Annotated in this window: 18 protein-coding genes; 5 read left to right on the top strand and 13 right to left on the bottom strand. The window is 72.2% G+C overall.

All coding sequences use genetic code 11. From position 1 onward, the window contains the following. Positions 1-26: 26 nt before the first annotated feature. Positions 27-1,064, top strand: coding sequence for an SPFH domain-containing protein (locus ACFYXC_RS32710; protein ID WP_389555747.1), 1,038 nt, complete (start codon positions 27-29; stop codon positions 1,062-1,064). After that, the gene (locus ACFYXC_RS32705; RefSeq protein ID WP_389555746.1) at positions 1,061-2,023 is read left to right on the top strand and encodes a hypothetical protein; all 963 of its coding nucleotides are present in this window, start codon (positions 1,061-1,063) and stop codon (positions 2,021-2,023) included. Before ACFYXC_RS32710 ends, ACFYXC_RS32705 begins: the two co-directional genes overlap by 4 nt. A gap of 128 nt (positions 2,024-2,151) precedes the next feature. Here ACFYXC_RS32705 and ACFYXC_RS32700 read toward each other — a convergent pair whose 3' ends face one another. The 7 genes from ACFYXC_RS32700 to ACFYXC_RS32670 form a co-directional block, all read right to left on the bottom strand. After that, the gene (locus ACFYXC_RS32700) at positions 2,152-4,773 is read right to left on the bottom strand and encodes a polynucleotide kinase-phosphatase (protein ID WP_389555744.1); all 2,622 of its coding nucleotides are present in this window, start codon (positions 4,771-4,773) and stop codon (positions 2,152-2,154) included. Next, complete coding sequence (locus tag ACFYXC_RS32695; RefSeq protein WP_389555820.1) at positions 4,770-6,251, bottom strand: 3' terminal RNA ribose 2'-O-methyltransferase Hen1; 1,482 nt, start codon at positions 6,249-6,251, stop codon at positions 4,770-4,772. Before ACFYXC_RS32695 ends, ACFYXC_RS32700 begins: the two co-directional genes overlap by 4 nt. 205 nt (positions 6,252-6,456) lie before the next feature. After that, complete coding sequence (locus ACFYXC_RS32690) at positions 6,457-7,377, bottom strand: LLM class F420-dependent oxidoreductase (RefSeq protein ID WP_388908149.1); 921 nt, start codon at positions 7,375-7,377, stop codon at positions 6,457-6,459. Between the two features lie 101 nt (positions 7,378-7,478). After that, positions 7,479-7,940, bottom strand: coding sequence for a DUF6099 family protein (locus ACFYXC_RS32685; RefSeq protein ID WP_388908151.1), 462 nt, complete (start codon positions 7,938-7,940; stop codon positions 7,479-7,481). A gap of 223 nt (positions 7,941-8,163) precedes the next feature. Then, entirely contained in the window at positions 8,164-8,490 is a 327-nt protein-coding gene (locus tag ACFYXC_RS32680; protein WP_389555743.1) for a nucleotide pyrophosphohydrolase, read from the bottom strand. Then, positions 8,487-9,653 carry an ATP-binding protein gene (locus tag ACFYXC_RS32675; RefSeq protein WP_389555741.1) on the bottom strand — a complete coding sequence of 389 codons (1,167 nt, stop codon included), beginning with the start codon at positions 9,651-9,653 and terminating at the stop codon, positions 8,487-8,489. The genes ACFYXC_RS32680 and ACFYXC_RS32675 overlap by 4 nt, the downstream gene beginning before the upstream one ends. Before the next feature lie 148 nt (positions 9,654-9,801). Beyond that, the gene (locus ACFYXC_RS32670) at positions 9,802-10,236 is read right to left on the bottom strand and encodes a cell division protein SepF (protein WP_388908157.1); all 435 of its coding nucleotides are present in this window, start codon (positions 10,234-10,236) and stop codon (positions 9,802-9,804) included. Between the two features lie 245 nt (positions 10,237-10,481). Here ACFYXC_RS32670 and ACFYXC_RS32665 point away from each other — a divergent pair, with 245 nt between their 5' ends. Together ACFYXC_RS32665 and katG are read left to right on the top strand one after the other, a co-directional pair. Continuing rightward, complete coding sequence (locus ACFYXC_RS32665; protein ID WP_388908159.1) at positions 10,482-10,934, top strand: Fur family transcriptional regulator; 453 nt, start codon at positions 10,482-10,484, stop codon at positions 10,932-10,934. 33 nt (positions 10,935-10,967) lie between these two features. Then, positions 10,968-13,199: a catalase/peroxidase HPI gene (gene katG, locus ACFYXC_RS32660; RefSeq protein ID WP_389555739.1), complete on the top strand. Its 2,232-nt coding sequence runs from the start codon at positions 10,968-10,970 to the stop codon at positions 13,197-13,199. A 93-nt stretch (positions 13,200-13,292) separates the two neighbouring features. Here katG and ACFYXC_RS32655 read toward each other — a convergent pair whose 3' ends face one another. The 6 genes from ACFYXC_RS32655 to ACFYXC_RS32630 all read right to left on the bottom strand — a co-directional run bounded on the left by ACFYXC_RS32655 (position 13,293) and on the right by ACFYXC_RS32630 (position 18,845). Beyond that, complete coding sequence (locus ACFYXC_RS32655) at positions 13,293-14,309, bottom strand: DNA topoisomerase IB (RefSeq protein WP_389555737.1); 1,017 nt, start codon at positions 14,307-14,309, stop codon at positions 13,293-13,295. Between the two features lie 142 nt (positions 14,310-14,451). Then, on the bottom strand, positions 14,452-15,627 hold the full coding sequence (locus tag ACFYXC_RS32650) for a spore photoproduct lyase family protein (RefSeq protein WP_389555735.1): 1,176 nt from the start codon (positions 15,625-15,627) through the stop codon (positions 14,452-14,454). Positions 15,628-15,647: 20 nt separating this feature from the next. After that, positions 15,648-17,168: a cryptochrome/photolyase family protein gene (locus ACFYXC_RS32645; protein ID WP_389555733.1), complete on the bottom strand. Its 1,521-nt coding sequence runs from the start codon at positions 17,166-17,168 to the stop codon at positions 15,648-15,650. Between the two features lie 123 nt (positions 17,169-17,291). Further along, positions 17,292-17,744 (bottom strand): ANTAR domain-containing protein, encoded by a 453-nt coding sequence (locus tag ACFYXC_RS32640; protein ID WP_389555731.1) that lies wholly within the window; start codon positions 17,742-17,744, stop codon positions 17,292-17,294. 119 nt (positions 17,745-17,863) lie between these two features. Beyond that, positions 17,864-18,100, bottom strand: coding sequence for a hypothetical protein (locus ACFYXC_RS32635; protein WP_389555730.1), 237 nt, complete (start codon positions 18,098-18,100; stop codon positions 17,864-17,866). Positions 18,101-18,173: 73 nt separating this feature from the next. Further along, positions 18,174-18,845: an ANTAR domain-containing protein gene (locus tag ACFYXC_RS32630; RefSeq protein WP_389555729.1), complete on the bottom strand. Its 672-nt coding sequence runs from the start codon at positions 18,843-18,845 to the stop codon at positions 18,174-18,176. 256 nt (positions 18,846-19,101) lie between these two features. On the opposite strand from ACFYXC_RS32630, the gene ACFYXC_RS32625 reads away from it, so the two are divergent. Continuing rightward, positions 19,102-19,910 (top strand): IS5 family transposase gene (locus tag ACFYXC_RS32625; RefSeq protein WP_389555727.1). Its coding sequence is split into 2 segments (ribosomal slippage): positions 19,102-19,446 and positions 19,449-19,910, totalling 807 coding nucleotides; the frame shifts between segments, so codons are not numbered across the junction. The last annotated feature ends 5 nt before the right edge of the window (positions 19,911-19,915 follow it).

Genomic DNA, 19,915 nt, shown 5'->3' with positions numbered 1-19,915 from the left:
CGGGTAGACGAGAACGAGGGGGTCCGATGGCCGACATCACCCGGCGCCTTGGCTGGCGCCACCTGCGCGGCGCTCCGACGGCGCACATCCGGCACCATCGCGGCGGACAGCTGCTGCACGACGGTCCCGGACTCAGCTTCTGGTTCCGCGCGCTGAGCGCCGCGCTGTCCGAGGTCCCGGTGGACGACCGTGAACTGGCGATGACGTTCCACGCCCGTACGTCCGACTTCCAGGACGTGGCGGTGCAGGCGACCGTCACCTACCGGGTCAGCGATCCGGCGCTCGCCTCCGCCCGGCTGGACTTCTCCGTCGACCCCGACACCGGGGTGTGGCGGGGCGCTCCGCTGGAACAGCTGGGCACCCTGCTGACCGAGACGGCCCAGCAGCACGCCCTGGACGTACTGGCCCGTACGACACTGGCGTCGGCGCTGGTCGACGGCGTGGCGGCGGTACGGGACCGGGTCGCGGCCGGGCTGGGCGCGGAACCGCGGCTGCCGGCGACCGGCATCGAGGTGGTCGCCGTACGCGTGGTGGCCCTGCGTCCGGAACCGGAGGTGGAGCGGGCCCTGCGCACCCCGGCCCGCGAGCAGATCCAGCAGGAGGCGGACCGGGCGACGTACGAGCGGCGGGCGGTGGCCGTCGAGCGGGAGCGGGCGATCGCCGAGAACGAGCTGGCGAGCCAGATCGAACTCGCCCGTCGCGAGGAGCAGCTGGTCGAGCAGCGCGGGACGAACACGCGCCGTGAGGCGGAGGAGCACGCGGCGGCGGACGCGGTGCGCGCCGAGGCCGAGGCCGTTCGCACGGTACGGCTCGCGGACGCCGAGGCGGTCCGTTCCGTGCGGCTCGCGCGCGCGGAGGCGGAAGGCGCTCGCGAGGTCGGGGAGGCGCGCGCGCAGGCCCAGGCCGCCTGGCTGCGGGTGCACGCCGACGTCGACGTCGCCACGCTGCACGCCCTGACCGGGACGCGGCTGGCGGAGAACCTGCCCAGCATCGACAGCGTGACCATCTCGCCCGACGTGCTGACCGGCCTGCTGGCCAAGCTGGGCGCACGGGACGGGACATGAGCCTCGCCCCCCGGGTCGTGATCGTCCACCGCACCACGGAGTACGAGGAGTTGGTGGCCCACCACGGCACGCACGGACAGGCCGCCTTCTTCCTCTCCTCCCGGGGCCGGGACATCGAGGAGGTCGCCGAACGCCACCGCCGCACCCGGCGCGCGCTGACGGACGTGGCCGCGGCGATTCCCCTGACCTGGCGGCAGAGCCGCGTGGAGCGGGGCGATCTGGACCGGTTCCTGTTCGCACCGGAGGACGTGGTGGTCGTGGTCGGCCAGGACGGTCTGGTGGCGAACGTGGCCAAGTACCTCGCCGGACAGCCGGTGGTGGGCATCGACGCGGACCCCGGGCGCAACCCGGGTGTCCTGGTGCGCCACCGTCCCGCGGACGCGAAGCGGCTGCTGGCCGCCGCGCTGTCGCCCGCGGCGAGCGTGGACGAGCTCACCATGGTCGAGGCGGTCGCCGACGACACGCAGCGGCTGCTCGCCCTGAACGAGATCTATGTGGGCGCGGCCGGGCACCAGACGGCCCGGTACCGCCTGCGCGTCGAGGGCGTCGGAGGCGTCGAAGGGCGCGCGGGCGACGCGGCCGGCGGGGGTGGCGGGACCGGCGGGGATGACCCGGGGGTCGTCGAGGCCCAGGCGTCCTCCGGGGTGCTGGTGGGGACCGGGACGGGGGCGACCGGGTGGATCCGGTCGGTGTGGGAGGGGCGGGGCGGGCCCCTGCCCCTCCCCCGGCCCACGGAGGACGGGCTGGTGTGGTTCGTCCGGGAGGCGTGGCCCTCTCCAGTGACCGGCACCTCGCGGGTGGCCGGGCTGTTGTCCGCCACGTCCCGGCTCTCCCTCACGGTCGAGTCCGAACGCCTGATCGCGTTCGGGGACGGGATGGAGGGGGACGCGCTGGAACTCACGTGGGGGCAGTCGGTGCGGGTGGGGATCTGCGGGGGGCGGTTGCGGCTGGTGGTCTGAGGTTTTCCGCCCCCGCCGCCCCTTCCCGTCCCTGAGGGCTGCGCCCCCGGACCCCCCTTGTCGCGCTGCGCACTCGTCCTCGGACGCCGGACGGGCTGAAAGGACCCCAGCAGCGCTGAAGCCGAGAGCTACAGACGGGGATCCACCGGCTCCGACTCCAACGCCAGCACCCCGAAGACCGCCTCGTGGACCCGCCACAGCGGCTCCCCGTCCGCGAGGCGGTCCAGCGCCTCCAGCCCCAGCGCGTACTCACGCAGGGCCAGCGAGCGCTTGTGGTTGAGGAACCGCCCCCGCAGCCGTTCGAGGTTCTCGGGCCGCGTGTACTCCGGCCCGTAGATGATCCGCAGGTACTCCCGCCCCCGGCACTTGATGCCGGGCTGCACCAGCCGCCCCTGTGCGGTCCGCACCAGCGCCCCGAGCGGCTTGACGACCATGCCCTCGCCGCCCCGCCCGGTCATCTCCAGCCACCAGTCGACCCCGGCCCGCACCGAGTCCGCGTCACCCGTGTCGACGTACAGGCGCCGGGTGGTCGCCAGCAGCCCGGACGGGTCGGCCGTCACCAGCCGGTCGATCAGCGCGAGCTGCTCGTCGTGCGGCACACCCGCGAGGCTCCGCCCCTGGGTGGCGAGGATCTGGAAGGGGGCGAGCCGCACTCCTTCCAGGCCGGACGTGGACCAGCAGTACCGCCGGTAGGCGTCGGTGAAGGAGGCCGCGTCGGCGGCCCGCTCCCGCTGCTTGACCAGCAGGTCACCCACGTCGACACCCCGCGCCGCCGCTCCCTCCAGCGCGGCCACCGCGGCCGGGAACACCGCTCCGGCCGCGGCGCCCACGGCCGCGTACTGCGAGCGCAGCAGACCGGACGCCTTCAGCGACCAGGGCAGCAGCTCGGCGTCGAGCAGCACCCAGTCCGTGTCCAGCTCCTCCCACAGCCCGGCCTCCGTGACGGCGTCCCGCACCCGCCCGAGGATCTCCCCGGTGAGGGAGACCTCCACGGTGGGACCCCCGGCGGAACCGGCCGCCGACTCCGGGAAGAAGGGCCGCCCGGTACGGGTGTACAGCGAGCCGAGGACTCCGGCCGCCGCTCCGAACCGCTCGCGCGCCACCCCGGCGTTCCGGCACACCAGCGCCACCGCCCGCGAACCCATGTGCTTCTCCTCGCACACGACCCGCTCGACCCCGTCCGCCCGGTACTGCTCGAACGCCTCGGCCGGGTGCTCCAAGTGGCCCTCCACCCGCGAGGTCGCGGTGGGGGCCATGGTCGGCGGCAGGTACGGCATCAGCCGGGGGTCCACGGCGAAGCGGCTCATGACCTCCAGGGCCGCGGCCGCGTTCTCCTCGCGCACGGAGACGCGTCCCGCGTGCCGGGTCTCGACGGCCCTCCCCCTGCCTCCGGCCGGGGGGACCCCCATCTCGCTGCGCTCGCCGTGCACGTCCGCGAGGTCGAGCGGCCGTCCCTCGTGACCGCCCGGCGCCTCGGAGGCCAGCGGCCTGACCGGCTCGTACCAGACCCGCTCGGCCGGTACGTCGACGAGTTCGCGCTCGGGATAGCGCAGCGCGGTGAGCTTGCCGCCGAACACGGCTCCGGTGTCCAGGCAGATGGTGTTGTTCAGCCAGGTGGCCTCCGGCACGGGGGTGTGCCCGTAGACGACCGCCGCCCGGCCCCGGTAGTCCTCGGCCCACGGGTAGCGCACCGGCAGCCCGAACTCGTCGGTCTCGCCGGTGGTCTCGCCGTACAGCGCGTGCGAGCGCACCCGGCCCGACGTACGGCCGTGGTACTTCTCGGGCAGGCCCGCGTGGCAGACGACGAGCCTGCCGCCGTCGAGGACGTAGTGGCTGACGAGGCCGTCCACGAACTCCCGTACCTGCTGGGTGAACTCCTCGCTCTCGCCCGCCATCTGCTCGATGGTCTCGGCGAGGCCGTGGGTGTGCTGGACCTTGCGGCCCTTGAGGTACCGGCTGTACTTGTTCTCGTGGTTGCCCGGCACGCACAGCGCGTTGCCGGAGCCCACCATGGACATCACCCGCCGCAGGACGCCCGGCGAGTCGGGGCCGCGGTCGACGAGGTCGCCGACGAAGACGGCCGTCCGTCCCTCGGGGTGCACGCCGTCCGTATAGCCCAGCTTGGCCAGCAGTGACTCCAGTTCGGAGGCGCAGCCGTGGATGTCGCCGATGATGTCGAACGGGCCGGTGAGGTGGGTGAGGTCGTTGTACCGCTTCTCGGTACGGATCTCCGCGGTCTCGGCCTCCGCCACACCCCGCAGGACGTGGACCTTCCGGAACCCCTCACGCTCCAGCTGCCGCAGTGAGCGCCGCAGTTCGCGTATGTGCCGCTGGATGACCCGGCGCGGCATGCCGGCGCGGTCGGTGCGCGCGGCGTTGCGTTCGGCGCACACCTCCTCGGGCACGTCGAGCACGATGGCGATCGGCAGGACGTCGTGCTTCCTGGCCAGCTCGACCAGCTGCCTGCGGCTCTCCTGCTGCACACTGGTCGCGTCCACGACGGTGCGCCGGCCCGCCGCGAGCCGCTTGCCCGCGATGTAGTGCAGGACGTCGAAGGCGTCCCCGCTGGCGCTCTGGTCGTTCTCGTCGTCGGCGACGAGGCCACGGCAGAAGTCCGACGAGATCACCTCGGTCGGCTTGAAGTGCCTGCGCGCGAACGTGGACTTGCCCGAACCGGACGCGCCGATCAGCACGACCAGGGAGAGGTCGGTGACGGGCAGGGTACGGACCTTGTCGTCGGTGCCGGTCATGCGGCCTTCTCCTCCTTCGCGTCCACGGTGCTCGTGTTCTCGGTGGTGACCGTGAAGACGGCCATCTGGGTCGGGGGTCCCACCTCCGGGTCGTCGGGGCCCACCGGTGCGAACTCCACCCCGTAGCCGTGCCGTTCGGCCACCGTGCCCGCCCAGGTCCTGAACTCCTCGCGCGTCCACTCGAACCGGTGGTCGCCGTGCCGGACGTGACCGGCCGGGAGGGTCTCCCAGCGGACGTTGTACTCGACGTTGGGCGTCGTCACGATCACGGTCCTGGGGCGCGCGGAGCCGAACACCGCGTACTCCAGGGCGGGCAGCCGGGGCAGGTCGAGGTGTTCGACGACCTCGCTGAGCACCGCGGCGTCGTACCCCTTGAGCCGCTTGTCCGTGTACGTGAGCGAACCCTGGACGAGCCGGACGCGTTCCGCCTGCCGTTCGCCCATGCGGTCCAGCTTGAGCCGCCGTGCGGCGACGGTGAGCGCCCTCATCGACACGTCCATCCCGACGATCTCGGTGAAGCGCGTGTCCTTGAGCAGCGCCTGCACCAACTGGCCCTGTCCGCAGCCGAGGTCGAGCACCCGGGTGGCACCGGCGTCCCGCAGCGCGGCGACGACGGCGTCCCGCCGCAGGACGGCGAGCGGTACCGGCTTCTCCTCGGAGTCCGTCCGTTCGTCGACGGCGTTGTCGATCTCCTCGACCGCGCTGTCGTCCGTCTCGGCGAGCCGTACGAGTTCCAGTCGCTCCATGGCCTGCCGGGTCAGCGACCAGCGGCGCGACAGATAGCGGCTGGTGATGAGCTTCTGCTCCGGGTGGTCCGGCAGCCAGCCCTCCCCGGCCCGCAGCAGCTTGTCCACCTCGTCGGAGGACACCCAGTAGTGCTTGGCGTCGTCGAGCACCGGCAGGAGGACGTACAGGTGCCGCAACGCGTCGGCGAGACGCTGCTCACCCTCCAGTACGAGGCTCACGTACCGCGAGTCGCCCCACTCCGGGAACTCCGTGTCCAGCGCCACCGGTTCGGCGCCGACCGTCCAGCCGAGCGGTTCGAAGAGCGCGCGGACGACGTCGGCGCCGCCGCGGGCCGGCAGCGCGGGCACCTCGATGCGCAGGGGCAGCGGGCACGCGGGCAGCTCCGGCCTCGCCCGGCAACTGCCCTTCATCGCGCTGGAGAACACGCTGCTCAGCGCCACGGCGAGCAGCGAGGAGGCGGCGTACGGGCGGTCGTTGACGTACTGCGCGAGAGCCGCGTCCGGTGCTCCGCCGCGGCCCTTGCCCTTGCCGCGCCGGACCAGTGCCACCGCGTCGACCTCCAGGAGCAGCGCCGCCGTGCAGCGCTCCGCGCTCGCCTCGGGGTAGAGGACGTGCGCCGTGCCGTAGGAGGTCGAGAACGTCTGCGCCCGGTCGGGATGCTTGTGGAGCAGGTGGCCGAGGTCGGTCGCGGGGCGCTCCGGGGCGCCGGTGGTACTGATCGTCAGGAACACTGCTCTGCCTCGAAACATCTTCTGAACTGCGGGAACGCCGTGCCGGCGCGCCCGCCCAACGTACAGCGAACCCCTGTGCCGCACGCAGGCATTTTTCTCGTCCCGGGGCCGTTCGCCGAGTGCCGGGACTCCCTTGGGGGCGGATGGCCGCCGCGGGCCGCACGCGGCCGCTCGCGCGGTTCTCCGCCCCTCGGGGGCGCGGAGGTCAGAGCTGGGACTGGACCTGGGAGGAGATGAGGTCCAGGTGGTCCAGGTCGTCGAGGTCGAGGATCTGGAGGTAGATCCGCTGGGAGCCGATCTCCGCGAAACGGCCGATCCGGTCGACGACCTCGGCCGGGGAGCCCGCCAGGCCGTTGGCCTTCAGCTCGTCCACCTCGCGCCCGATCGCCGCCGCCCGGCGGGCCACCTCGGCGTCGTCCTTGCCCACGCACGCGACGAGCGCGTTGGAGTAGACGAGGTCGGTCCCCTTGCGGCCGGCCTCCACCGCGGCGGCCCGCACCCGGCCGAACTGGCGCTCGCTGTCGTCGATCGACGCGAACGGCATGTTGAACTCGTCGGCGTACCGGCCCGCGAGGCGCGGTGTACGGGACGCGCCGTGGCCGCCGATGAGCACCGGCACCCTGGCCTGCGCGGGCTTGGGCAGCGCGGGCGAGTCGGTGAGCTGGTAATGGGTGCCGTCGTAGGAGAAGGTCTCGCCGGCCCTGGTCCCCCACAGCCCGGTGATGATGGCCAGTTGCTCCTCCAGGCGGGCGAACTTCTCCTTCGGGAACGGGATGCCGTACGCCTTGTGCTCCTCCTCGAACCAGCCGGCGCCCAGGCCCAGTTCCACCCGGCCGCCGGACATCTGGTCGACCTGGGCGACCTGGATCGCCAGGACGCCGGGGAGGCGGAAGGTGCCGGCGGTCATCAGCGTGCCGAGCCGGATCCGGCTGGTCTCGCGGGCGAGGCCGGCGAGGGTGATCCAGGCGTCCGTCGGGCCCGGGAGGCCGTCCACGGACCCCATGCGGAGGTAGTGGTCGGAGCGGAAGAAGGCGTCGAAGCCGAGGTCCTCGGTGGCCTTCGCCACGGTGAGCAGGGTGTCGTAGGTGGCCCCTTGCTGGGGCTCGGTGAAGATGCGAAGATCCATGCCTCCATCCTGCACGGTGCGCTGTCGCCCGACCTCATAGGTGGGGCCGACATCGTGTCTTCCGCTCCGCCGCCCCTTCCCCCGCTCCCGGCTTCGGTCCGCTACGCCGTCGCCGCCCCCTGGTCCCGGACGGCGAGCCGCCGCAGCATCTCCAGCACCCGGTCGCGGGCCTCGTCCGCCGCGTCGATCGCCTCCATGCACTGCCAGTACGTCGCCTCGTCGGGAGCCGCGCAGGCTATGCCCACCAGAGAGATGCCGACCTCCGCGAGCAGCCCTCCCAGTTCGCGCAGCGCCCGACGCGCGTCGCCGAGCCCGGTGAGCTGCGCGGCCCGCAGCCGGCCGACATCGAGCGCCGGGGCGCCCAGGATCCCGCAGCCCCGGCCGGCCAGTTCTGTCAGGCCCAGCGCCTCGCCCCGTAACTCGGGCGGACCGGACACCGCCAGCCGGCTGCCTATCGCCTGGGCCAGGGCCTGGGCCTGCCATGCCTCGGCCATGGTCTCGGGGGCGTCGCCGCTCCGCATCAGCGCACACCGGCTCGCACCGATGAGCCACACCGCTTCCATGGGCTGTCCCCGTCTGTCCGACGCGCTGCGCACGCCTGCCCGAACTCCGCCTGCCACTACCCAGAGTGAAGTGCGTCGGGACGAAAAGCCAGAGGAAGTCTGAAATCTACGGACACAGAATCGAATTAACGTAGATCAACAACTCCGGAGAGTAACAATCGGAATGGTTGGTCGCAGTTCTCGGGCGTTGTCCGGAAGTTGGCCGGGTTGGTGGAGTTGGCACTCACTCCGCCACCGGAAACCTCCGTTCGTTCCGGTCGATCTTCGCGTCGAGTGCCGCGAGCGGATCGACACCGAGCACCTCGCACAACTGGAGGAGGTACGCGAGCACGTCCGCGACCTCGTCCCGTACACGGGGCGCCCTCTCGGGGTCGTCCATCACCCGGGCGGACTCCTCGGGCGTCAACCACTGGAAGATCTCCAGGAGTTCGGACGCCTCCACGCTGAGCGCGGCGGCGAGGTTCTTGGGCGTGTGGTGCGGCTGCCAGTTCCGCGCCTCGGCGAACGCGGCCAGCCTCCGCTGCAGTGTCGCCACATCGAGTTCCGTCACGGCGTCAGGTCTACCACCGTCACCCCACCCGCCCCCGCCGCCCAGGAGGCGTCGCTCACGGCGCCCACCAGCCGCAGGTGCCCGCGTTCGCACATGCGGGCCGCCAGCCGTACGAGAGCGTCCCGCTGCCGGACGTCCAGATCACGGTCGAGGCCGTCGGCGAGCACGGTGAGCGTCTGCAGTGCGGCGGGCACCTCCCCGGCCGGGTCGACGTCGAGCACCCCGGGACCGGTCAGCAGCACCAGGGCCAGCGCGAGATACCGCAGCTCCCCGTCGCCCAGCCGTCCGAGCGGTGTCCGCAGACCCTCGCCCCGGTCGAGCAGCGCCCGGACCGACCCGCGCGCCCCGTCGGCCGAGGTCTCGGCCAGTACGTCGTGGACCGGGCCGGCGCAGCCCGTCCGCACCGCGTCGACCAGCAGCCCGTGCCGTCGCCCGCACTCGGCGCGCGTGCGCAGCAGCACGGCGGCGAGGTTGTCGCAGCCGCGCAGCAGCCGGCCCGCGCCGAGCGGTACGGCGGCGCGCATGGAGCGGGGCGCCGGGTCACAGGCGAAGACCGACCGCAGGGCGACCACCATCTGCTCGGCGGCGGCGATGACCCGGCACTGGCCGTCCGTCGTGCCCGCCACGCGCAGGGGCAGCAGCGCGGTGCCGAGCCGGTCGTCGGGCAGCGGTGCCCTGGTCACCGCGGACAGACCCGCCGTGTGCCAGGCCGCCTGCACCGTGCGCCGGCCCGGGTCGCGCAGGGCGGTCTCCAGCAGGGTGAGCCCGTCGACGGTCAACCGCTCGCCCGCGATGCGCAGTTCGGGCTCGGCCTGCACGGCCACGTCGAGCCGTACGGGGCCCTCGGGGCCGTCCGCCGTGCAGCCGATGCGGAACCCGCGCCGCCGCTGGGCGTCGGGGCGGGCCCGTTCGGGTACGCAGGCGGCCGGGTCCGGGAACACCGCGGCCAGTTCGGCGCCGCCGCCGAGCCGGGCCAGTGCCTCGTAGGCGCGCAGGGCGCTGGACTTGCCGCTGCCGCTCGGCCCGGAGAACAGGCTGAGGGGGCCGAGCGGGAAGGCGGCGCCGCGGTGCCCGGCGAAGGCGGAGAGCCGCAGTTCGGTGATGGCCGGCCGGTCGGGACGTGTCCCGGCCTCGGCGCGGGTCCTGCCACATGACACGGTCATAGGCGGACGGTAGGGCCACGCATCGCGGCGGAACCGTTTCGTCCGCGGACCTTCCTACGATCGGGGGACCCGGTCACGCGGCGGGCGGGCCCCGCTTCACCCCCCGGGGTCCGGCCCGCACCCGCGGGTCCGCACCCTGCCGGGCTCCTCACACGCCGGGGATCCCGGCTCCTTCCATCAGTCCGCCGACCTCGGTGCCCGGCGGCGTGAGCAGGAAGACGTTCCGGTCGACCCGGTGCATCCCGCTCGCGAGGCCGAAGACGACGCCCGTACTGAAGTCGAGTACGCGCTTGGCGACGTCCGTCTCGGCGCTGGTGAGGTCCAGGAGGACCGGGACGCCGGCCATCAGGGTCTCGGCGACCTCGCGGGCGTCCGCGAAGACGTTGATGCGCAGGACCACGAAGCGGCGCCGCGTCTCGGTCTCCGCCTCCGGCATCGACCGGTGGTCGACCGCCGACGGCCAGGCGTCGCGGCCGCGCAGCGGAACGACCTGGGCGAGCCCTTCCCACTGTTCATCGGTGACGTCGTGGCTGTTCACCGGCTCCCCCCGCCCTGAATCGACCTGATTGCCTGCCCGGCCCATTGTTGCGCATGGTCACCCGTTCGGCCGAATGCGACACGGTCCGCAGCCGACCGACCGTATCCGCCCGGGCCCCGGGGCAGCCGGCCGAGCGCGGTGATGTGACCGGGGTAACGTCCCCGTGGCCGGTGTACGGCCGGTACACGGGCCTGCGCACAGGCCGGTGAACGGTACCCCGACGCGAGGCGCCAAAACTTGCATCGTTCGTTTACTTGAACTGTTCGTGTTTATGTCAGTAGGTTGAGCCCATGACCGCATCCCGGCCTGCGAACACCGCCGAAGAGCTGCGCGGCGCGGGCCTTCGGGTGACGGCCGCCCGTGTCGCGCTGCTCGAGACCGTCCGGGACGGTGCCCACCTCGGTGTCGAGGCGATCGCCACCGGGGTACGGGCCCGCGTGGGCCACATCTCGCTGCAAGCCGTGTACGAAGGGCTCCACGCCCTGACCACGGCGAAGCTCGTGCGCCGCATCGAGCCGCCCGGCAGCCCGGCCCTCTTCGAGGGACGCGTCGGGGACAACCACCACCACCTCGTGTGCCGGTCCTGCGGTGTCGTGGCCGACGTCGACTGTGCGACGGGGCACGCCCCCTGTCTCACCGCGTCGCAGGACCACGGCTTCTCGGTCGACGAGGCCGAGGTCATCTACTGGGGCCTGTGCCCCTCCTGCTCCACCGCTTCCCCCTCCACCACCAGCAGTTCCTGAGCATGTGCTCCACGCCGTTCGGAAGGATTCCCCATGACCGAGAACCATGACGCGATCGTCACGGACCCGAAGCCCGAGGAGACGGGAGGCTGCCCCGTCGCGCACGAGCGCGCCCCGCACCCGACCCAGGGCGGCGGCAACCGTCAGTGGTGGCCCGAGCGCCTCAACCTGAAGATCCTTGCCAAGAACCCGGCCGTGGCGAACCCGCTCGGTGAGGAGTTCGACTACGCCGAGGCGTTCCGGAGCCTGGACCTGGCCGCGGTGAAACAGGACATAGCCGAGGTACTGACGACTTCTCAGGACTGGTGGCCCGCCGACTTCGGCAACTACGGCCCGCTCATGATCCGGATGGCCTGGCACAGCGCCGGCACCTACCGCATCAGCGACGGCCGCGGCGGCGCCGGCGCCGGACAGCAGCGCTTCGCGCCGCTGAACAGCTGGCCGGACAACGCCAACCTCGACAAGGCCCGCCGGCTGCTGTGGCCGGTGAAGAAGAAGTACGGCCAGAGCCTGTCGTGGGCCGACCTCATGATCCTCACCGGCAACGTCGCCCTGGAGACGATGGGCTTCGAGACCTTCGGCTTCGCCGGCGGCCGTGCCGACGTGTGGGAGGCCGACGAGGACGTCTACTGGGGTCCCGAGACCACCTGGCTCGACGACCAGCGCTACACCGGCGACCGTGAGCTGGAGAGCCCGCTCGGCGCCGTCCAGATGGGCCTCATCTACGTCAACCCCGAGGGCCCCAACGGCAACCCGGACCCGGTGGCCTCGGCCCGCGACATCCGTGAGACGTTCCGCCGGATGGCGATGAACGACGAGGAGACGGTCGCCCTGATCGCGGGCGGTCACACCTTCGGCAAGACCCACGGCGCGGGCCCGGCGGACAACGTCGGCGACGACCCCGAGGCCGCCGCGCTGGAGCAGCAGGGCCTCGGCTGGAAGAGCACCTACGGCAGCGGCAAGGGCGGCGACACCATCACCAGTGGCCTTGAGGTCACCTGGACGAGCACGCCCACCCAGTGGAGCAACGGCTTCTTCAAGAACCTGTTCGAGTACGAGTGGGAGCTGACGCAGAGCCCGGCCGGCGCCCACCAGTGGGTCGCCAAGGACGGCGCGGGCGCGGGGACCATCCCGGACGCCCACGACCCGTCGAAGAGCCACGCCCCGAAGATGCTGACGGCCGACCTCGCGCTGCGGTTCGACCCGGCGTACGAGCAGATCTCGCGCCGCTTCTACGAGAACCCCGACCAGTTCGCGGACGCCTTCGCCCGTGCCTGGTACAAGCTGACCCACCGTGACCTGGGCCCGAAGTCGCTGTACCTCGGCCCGGAGGTCCCGGAGGAGACCCTGCTGTGGCAGGACCCGCTGCCGGCGGTGACGCACGAGCTGGTCGACGCCGCGGACATCGCCTCCCTCAAGGCGAAGATCCTCGACTCGGGCCTCACGGTCTCCGAGCTCGTCTCCACCACGTGGGCCGCCGCCTCGTCCTTCCGCGGCAGCGACAAGCGCGGCGGCGCCAACGGTGCGCGCATCCGTCTGCAGCCGCAGAGCGGCTGGGAGGTCAACGAGCCCGACCGCCTCGCCTCGGTGCTGCGCACCCTCGAAGGCGTCCAGCAGTCCTTCAACTCCGCGCAGACGGGCGGCAAGCAGATCTCGCTGGCCGACCTGATCGTGCTGGCCGGTGCGGCGGGAGTCGAGAAGGCCGCCAAGGACGGCGGGGTCGACATCGAGGTCCCGTTCACGCCGGGCCGCGTGGACGCGACGCAGGAGCAGACGGACGTCGAGTCGTTCGCCGCGCTGGAGCCGACCGCCGACGGGTTCCGCAACTACCTCGGCAAGGGCAACCGCCTGCCCGCCGAGTTCCTGCTGCTCGACAAGGCGAACCTGCTGGGCCTGAGCGCCCCCGAGCTGACCGTCCTGGTCGGCGGCCTGCGCGTGCTGGGCGCCAACCACGGCCAGTCGTCACACGGCGTCTTCACCGACGCGCCGGGCACCCTGACGAACGACTTCTTCGTCAACCTCCTGGACCTGGGCACGACGTGGAGCTCGACCTCCGCCGACCAGACCACCTTCGAGGGCCGCGACGCCGCCACCGGCGAGGTCAAGTGGACCGGCACCCGCGCCGACCTGGTCTTCGGCTCGAACTCCGAGCTGCGCGCGCTCGCCGAGGTCTACGCGAGCGACGACGCGAAGGAGAAGTTCGTGAAGGACTTCGTCGGCGCCTGGGTCAAGGTCTCGAACGCGGACCGCTTCGACCTGGTCTGATCACCGCACCCGCGCGGCCCGCGCGGTGACGATGCCCGGGCCGGTCACCTTCGGGTGGACCGGCCCGGGCATCGCCTTGTGCGGCCCCGGCGTCTACCGGCTCAGCAGCCGCAGCACCGCCTCCTCCACCGGCCCCCGGGTGGCGAGGCCGCCCGCCTCGGGGACCGAGCCGAGGGACGCGAGAGCAGGGGCGATCGTCCTTCCCTCGTCGAAGAGTTCGAAGAGGCGCGGGTTGATGTAGGAGGCCCGGCAGACCGACGGGGTGTTGCCGAGGTAGTCGGCGACCTCGCGGACCGCCCGTGCGGAGGCACGCTTCCTGGCGCTCGGCGAGGTGCCCGCCACCTCGGCCGACACGGCGAGCGCGACCGCGGCGAGCACCGTGGCGTGCCAGGTCCTGAAGTCCTTGCTGGTGATGTCCAGGCCGGCGAGGCCGCGCAGGTGCCCGTTCAGGTCGGTGGCGTCGATCGGGTGCCAGCGGCGCGACGCGTAGTACGCGAAGAGGTGCTCGTCGTCGTCGCGGCGTCGCAGCAGCGACCGGACGGTGTCGTAGACCTGGGCGTCGACGATCTCGCGGCAGTAGCGGCGGCCGCTCTTCGCCGCGTAGTCGAAGCCGACCGCGCCCTTGCGGCAGGTGACCTGATGGCGTCGTACGGTCGTCAGGCCGTAGGACTCGTTCGACTTCGCGTAGCGGTCGTCGCCGACCCGGAAGAAGCCGAGGTCCAGCAGCCGGACACCGAGCGACAGCACCTTCTGCCGGGTCAGCCCGCGGTCCTCCAGGCCCTTGCCGACCTGCCGTCTCACTTCGGGCAGGGTGGCGCCCACCTCCAGGATGCGTGTGTGCTTGGCGGCCTCCTGCTGCGCGCGGAAGAGGGGGTGGTAGAGGTACTGGCGGCGGCCGGCCTCGTCCGTGCCCACCGCCTGGATGTGGCCGTTCGGGTACGGGGAGATCCAGACGTCCTTCCAGGCCGGCGGGATGACGAGGTCGCGTACGCGTTGCAGCTCGGGGCCCGCGGGGAGGGGCAGGCCCTTGGTGTCCGTGTAGCCGAAGCCGCGGCCGTGCCGGCGCCGCCGGTAGCCCGGGCCGGTGAGGTCACTCGTCCGGAACCGCATCACGCACCTCCTGTGTCCCCGCGGGCCCGCGGCCCACACGGACGTGGGTTCCCCGTCCCACCTGTCTTGAAAAGGCACATCTGTCCCAGGAGGGCGCGGCTGTCCCAGGAAGGGGCAGCCGTGCCAGGAAGGCACAGCCGTCTCAGAAGGCGTAGCGGATACGCAGCCACGGCGCGTGTTCCGCCAGCAGGTGCCGCATGCGCGCCAGGGCCTGCCGCTTGGTCTCCAGGTCGTAGCGGACGTTGAGCGCGCCGTTCTGTGAGCGCTTGGTCTCCTGGATCTCCGGCTGCCACAGCAGGTCCTCGGCCCGCGGGTGCCAGCCCAGGTTGACCTCGTGGAGCGACTGGTTGTGGGTCAGCATGATGACCTCGGCCGCCGCCTGCGCCTTCACCCGGGAGGGCAGGACGTCGTCGAGGTGGGTGAGCAGGTCGGCCCAGTCCCGCTCCCAGCCAGGGCGCAGCACCACGGGCGAGAGGTTGAAGTGGACCTCGTACCCGGCGTCGAGGAAGTCGGCCGCCGCCGCGATGCGCTCGGGGACCGGGCTGGTGCGGATGTCCAGCAGTCTGGCGTCGTCCGTCGGCATGACGGAGAAGCGCACGCGGGTGCGCCCGCGCGGGTCGAGGGCGAGGAGGTCCGGGTTGACGAACTTCGTCGCGAAGGACGCCTTCGCCGTCGGCATGGTCGTGAACGCGTCGACGAGGTCTGCCGTGTTGTCGCTGACCAGGGCGTCGACGGAGCAGTCGCCGTTCTCACCGATGTCGTAGACCCATGCCTCGGGGTCGCACTGGTTGGGTTCCGGCTTGGGGCCCTGGGCCCGGACGTGGCGCCGTACGTGGGCCACGATCGCCTCGATGTTGGTGAAGAGCGTGATGGGGTTGGCGAAACCCTTGCGGCGGGGGACGTAGCAGTAGGCGCAGGCCATCGCGCAGCCGTTGGAGGGACCCGGGGCGATCCAGTCGGCCGATCTGCCGTTGTGGCGTGTCGTGAGCTTGTGCTTGACCCCGAGGACGAGTGTCTCGGTCTTGATGCGGACCCACCGGCCGATGTTGCCGTCGTTGCCGTGCAGGGAGGGGATCTGCCAGTGGTTGGCGACCTCGGTCACGGGCACTCCCGGCAGCCGGGCCATGATCTGCCGGCCGCGCGGTGAGTCGAGGGCCGCCGGCTCCGCGTAGACCTCCCGTACGTCGAGCATCCGGCGGGCTTCCGGGCTGTCCCGGAACGCCCCGTCCGCGGTTCGCGCGGGCCCGGTGTCCTCCCAGTCGAACAGGGTCTGCTGCTCGGACCCCTTCGAGGAGGGGTCTTCCGCCGGCTGGTCCACGTGCTGTTCCTTTCCACGTCTCAGGCGTTACGGTCCCGGCGGTCGCGTTCCTGCTCCAGCAGTTCCCCGAGATCGGAGAGGCGGTCCAGCCCCTGCACCGCCCGGATCATCCGCGCGTTGTGTTCGAACCGGCTCCGGTGCCGGTGCAGCAGGTTCCAGTACCCGGCGCTGAAGGGGCAGGCGTCCTCGCCGACCCGTACGGACGGTTTGTACCGGCAGGGACGGCAGAAGTCGGTCATCCGGTCGATGTACGCGCCCGCGGACGTGTACGGCTTGGTCGTCATGCGGCCCCCGTCCGCGTACTGCGACATGCCCACCACGTTCGGGACCATGACCCAGTCGTAGCCGTCGACGAAGCTGCGGTGGAACCAGTCCGTGACCGCCTGCGGTTCCCATCCCCGCTGCAGGGCGTAGCTGCCGAGGATCATCAGGCGGGGGATGTGGTGCGTCCAGCCCGTCTCGCCGACCTGTCGCAGGACGTGGGTGAGGCAGTTCGCGTCGGTCGCGTCCGGGGACAGTTCCGTGAACCAGTCGGGCAGCGGCTCGTGGTGGCCCAGGGCGTTGCTCTCCCGGTACCGGGGGCCGAAGTACCAGTAGAGGTGCCAGACGTACTCGCGCCAGCCGGCGATCTGCCGTACGAACCCCTCGGCGCTGTTGAGCGGCACGTCGCCGGCCCGCCAGCGTGCCTCCGCCCGTTCGGCGCATTCGGCGGGGTCCAGCAGACCGAGGTTGAGCGAGGAGGAGAGCAGGCTGTGGCTCATCGTCGTGTCCTGGGCGAGCACCGCGTCCTCGTACGCGCCGAACGTGGCGAGCCGGTGCTCGGTGAAGCGGGCGAGGGCGGCGAGTGCCTCCCGGCGCGTGGCGGGGAACCTGCGGGGGCCGTCCTCGCCGACGAACCGGACGTCCCCCTCGCGCGACCAGCGGTCGAGATCGGCCCGTACCTCGGCGTCGATGTCGTCCTCGCGCGGGCGGTACGGCGGCGGGACGCCCAGCTCGGTGGCGCCGCGCGGCGGGGGCCGGCGGTTGTCGTGGTCGAGGTTCCAGCGGCCGCCGGCCGGCTGGTCGCCGTCCATCAGCAGGTCGTGCGTCCGGCGGACCCAGCGGTAGAAGTCCTCCTGGCGGAGGTGCTTGCCGGCGTGGCCGTCCGCCCAGAGCCTGAACTCGTCGTGCGTCACGAGGAAACCGCGGGCCGGCAGAACGCGTACGGCAGGCAGCGCGCGGACGAGGGCGAGGGCCGCGTGGGAGGTGGGGTGGTGCACGGTCACCCTGCCGTCCCCCACCGCCTCGCGCAAACCCTGGCGGTAGGTGTCCGCCTTGACGTACCGCACGCGGTCACCGAGCTCGGCGGCACGGTGGCGCATCGCCGAGAGGATCAGGTGGGCCTTGGCGCGGTGGAACCGGCGCCGCCGCAGGACGCTGCGGGCCTCGATCATCAGCAGCGGCGCGTCCCGGCGCGGGCCGCCGCGTGCGGGATCGGCGAAGTGGGGGCCGAGCTGGTCGCCGAACAGCCAGTGGGGGGTGCCGGACTCTTCCTCAGTCATGCCGAGCGCTCCGTCGACGCGTCGTCGCCTCGCCGGCGCCCTGCGTGGCGCGACGCTTCCTTCGCAGATCAAAGCGCACGACAGCACGGGCGGTACGCGGCACACGCCGAGGCGGGCCGCGTGTCACTCGGCGTCGGCCGGGTTCGCCTCGGACCGGCCGGGCGGGGCGGGGAGCGCGGAGCCGTTCGCGATGGTGTCCCGGGCGACATCGCTGAGCAGCATCCGGTGGTCCTGCGCGTGTCGGCGCATGAGGCCGAAGGCCCGGTTGAGGCCGATGGCGCGGCGGGCGGCGAGCAGGCCCTTCGCCTGTTCGATGACGATGCGGCTCTGCAGGGCGGTGTGGAGGTGTTCGTTGACGGTGTCCGGCCGCTGGAGGGTGCGGGAGTGCAGCGGGCCGATGGTGGCGGCGTCGGCGAGGGCCTGCGCGAGGGCGAGGTCGTCGGCGGCCAGGGCCGGGCGGCGGAGTGCAGGAGCAGCAGGCTTCCGAGGGTGTCCTGCCGCAGCCGCAGCGGCAGGGCGGTGGCGGTGGCGCTGGCGTAGCCGGCCTGGTGCAGGTGTGTGGTGAACTCCGGCCACCGGCCGACCGGGCCGTCGGCCCCGCCGGCCTCGCCGACCTCGCCGACCTCGCCGGGGTCGCCGGGGTCGTGCGCGTACTGGGCGTCGACCGCCCGGGCGGTGCGGTGCGCGTCCACCGCCTAGCCCTGCACGCAGGCGGCCTCCAGTACGCGCTGCAGGGCGGGATTCGGGTCGCACGGCGCCGGGCTGTACAGGTGGGGGCCGGGGTGCGACAGGAAGACCGCGGCGTCGGTGACGTCGAGGAGTTCCTGGCAGCGGACGGTCATCTGCTGCAGGAAGCCGATGACGTCGAAGTCCTCCACCAGCGTGTCGGCGAGCTCCACGAAGCTGCGGGCGATGTGCTGCTCCCTGCTCATGGGCGGGCTCCTTGCCCCCCACACAGGGTGTCCTCGGTGCGGTCGACCGGGTCTGGTGGTGGGTCTGCTGGTGTCATCGCGGCAGGTCCCGATGGATGACGGATCGGGCGGTCTCCGCCAGGGACCGGCTGGAGGTGTACGCCTGGCTCCGCAGCCGGTCCAGGGCCTCGGCCAGGGGGACGCCGAGCCGCGCGCTGAGGACTCCGGTGGCCTGGTGCACCTCGGCCCGGTGCAGGTCCACCGTGCCCGTGTGGCCGGAGTTGTCGTGGGCGGAGACGGCCGGCCACTGTTCGAGCACCTGCTCGGCGAGCGTGTCGGCGACCAGCCGGCCCTCCGCCAGCTGCCGCGGGCTGAGCGGTCCCGGTACGCGTCGGTGGCCCGTCATCGTCCCCGCCTGTACGGCGCCGATGTGCACGGGCCAGACGAACAGCGCCGCGATCTCGAGTTCTTCCGCCTCGGCGGCGAACTGCGGCCACTGGCGGGCCGGCAGCCGGCCGAGGTCGGGCACCTGCCGCACCTGTGTCTCGTCGTGGAACGAGAGGCTGGGGCCCTGTCCCAGGACGAACTGCAGATCCTCCAGGCGCGCGCTGGTGCGGTCGCTGAACCAGACCAGTTCGCGTCCCAGCGAGACGGCGATCCCGCCGAGTCCCAGGGCGTGCGCGCAGGCCCCGGCCCACCGGCGGCGCTCTTCCTCGTCCGCCGCGGGGCGGAGGTTGTCCAGCAGTTCTCTGACAGTGGCACCCATCCCGCCGTCCGCCGCCCTCCCGGTTTCTCCGGTGCGGCGTCGGCCACGCCGGCCGCACTGGCCGCACGCTCTCAGCGTAGTGACGAACGTACCGTCCGTGACAGGCAGTTGACTCATCCGCCGCAACTGGCAGCGGCTGCCGGTATGCGCCGGTTCCCGCACGGCCGACGGGGCGGGCTCCGGGGCTCTAGGGCTCGGGGCTCGGGGCTCTAGAAGGCTTTAGAGATCATCTCATTTGGCTAGCTAGACTTGTGGCATGTCGAAGATCGTTGAGCGGCTGGTGCCGGACGAGCTGTGGGAGCTGTTCCAGCGAGTGGTTCCGGAGGCGCCGTCGCGGCCGCAGGGTGGCGGCCGGCGTCGGCACGGCGACCGTGAAGTGCTGGCCGCGATCGTCTTCGTGGCGACCTCGGGCTGCACGTGGCAGCAAGTGCCGACCGCGTCGTTCGGCCCGTCCGGCGCGACGGCCCACCGGCGGTTCACCGAGTGGTCGAAGGCCCGGGTGTGGGCCAAACTCCACCGCCTGGTGCTCGACGAACTCGGATCCCGCGGCGAGCTGGACTGGTCCCGGTGCGCGATCGACTCGGTCAACATGCGGGCTCTGAAAAGGGGGAGCTGACAGGTCCGAATCCTGTAGACCGGGGCAAGTACGGGTCAAAGATCCACTTGATCACGGAGCGGTCGGGACTGCCCCTGTCCATCGGCATCTCGGGTGCCAACACGCATGACAGCCAGGCACTGATCCCGCTGGTGAGGGGCATACCGCCGATCCGTTCCCACCGGGGACCCCGGCGGCGCAGACCCCACAAACTCCACGCCGACAAGGGCTACGACTACAACCACCTGCGACGATGGCTATCCAGCCGAGGGATCCGGCATCGCATCGCCCGCAGGGGCATCGAGACCTCGCAACGACTCGGCCGGCACCGCTGGACCATCGAACGCACCATGTCCTGGCTCGCCGGATGCCGACGCCTACACCGCCGCTACGAACGCAAAGCCGACCACTTCCTGGCCTTCACCAGCATCGCCTGCACCCTCATCTGCTACCGCAGACTCGCCAAATGAGATGG

Source organism: Streptomyces sp. NPDC002701 (genome assembly GCF_042889045.1).
GTDB lineage: Bacteria > Actinomycetota > Actinomycetes > Streptomycetales > Streptomycetaceae > Streptomyces.
This window is presented reverse-complemented; position numbering and strand designations above follow the sequence as displayed.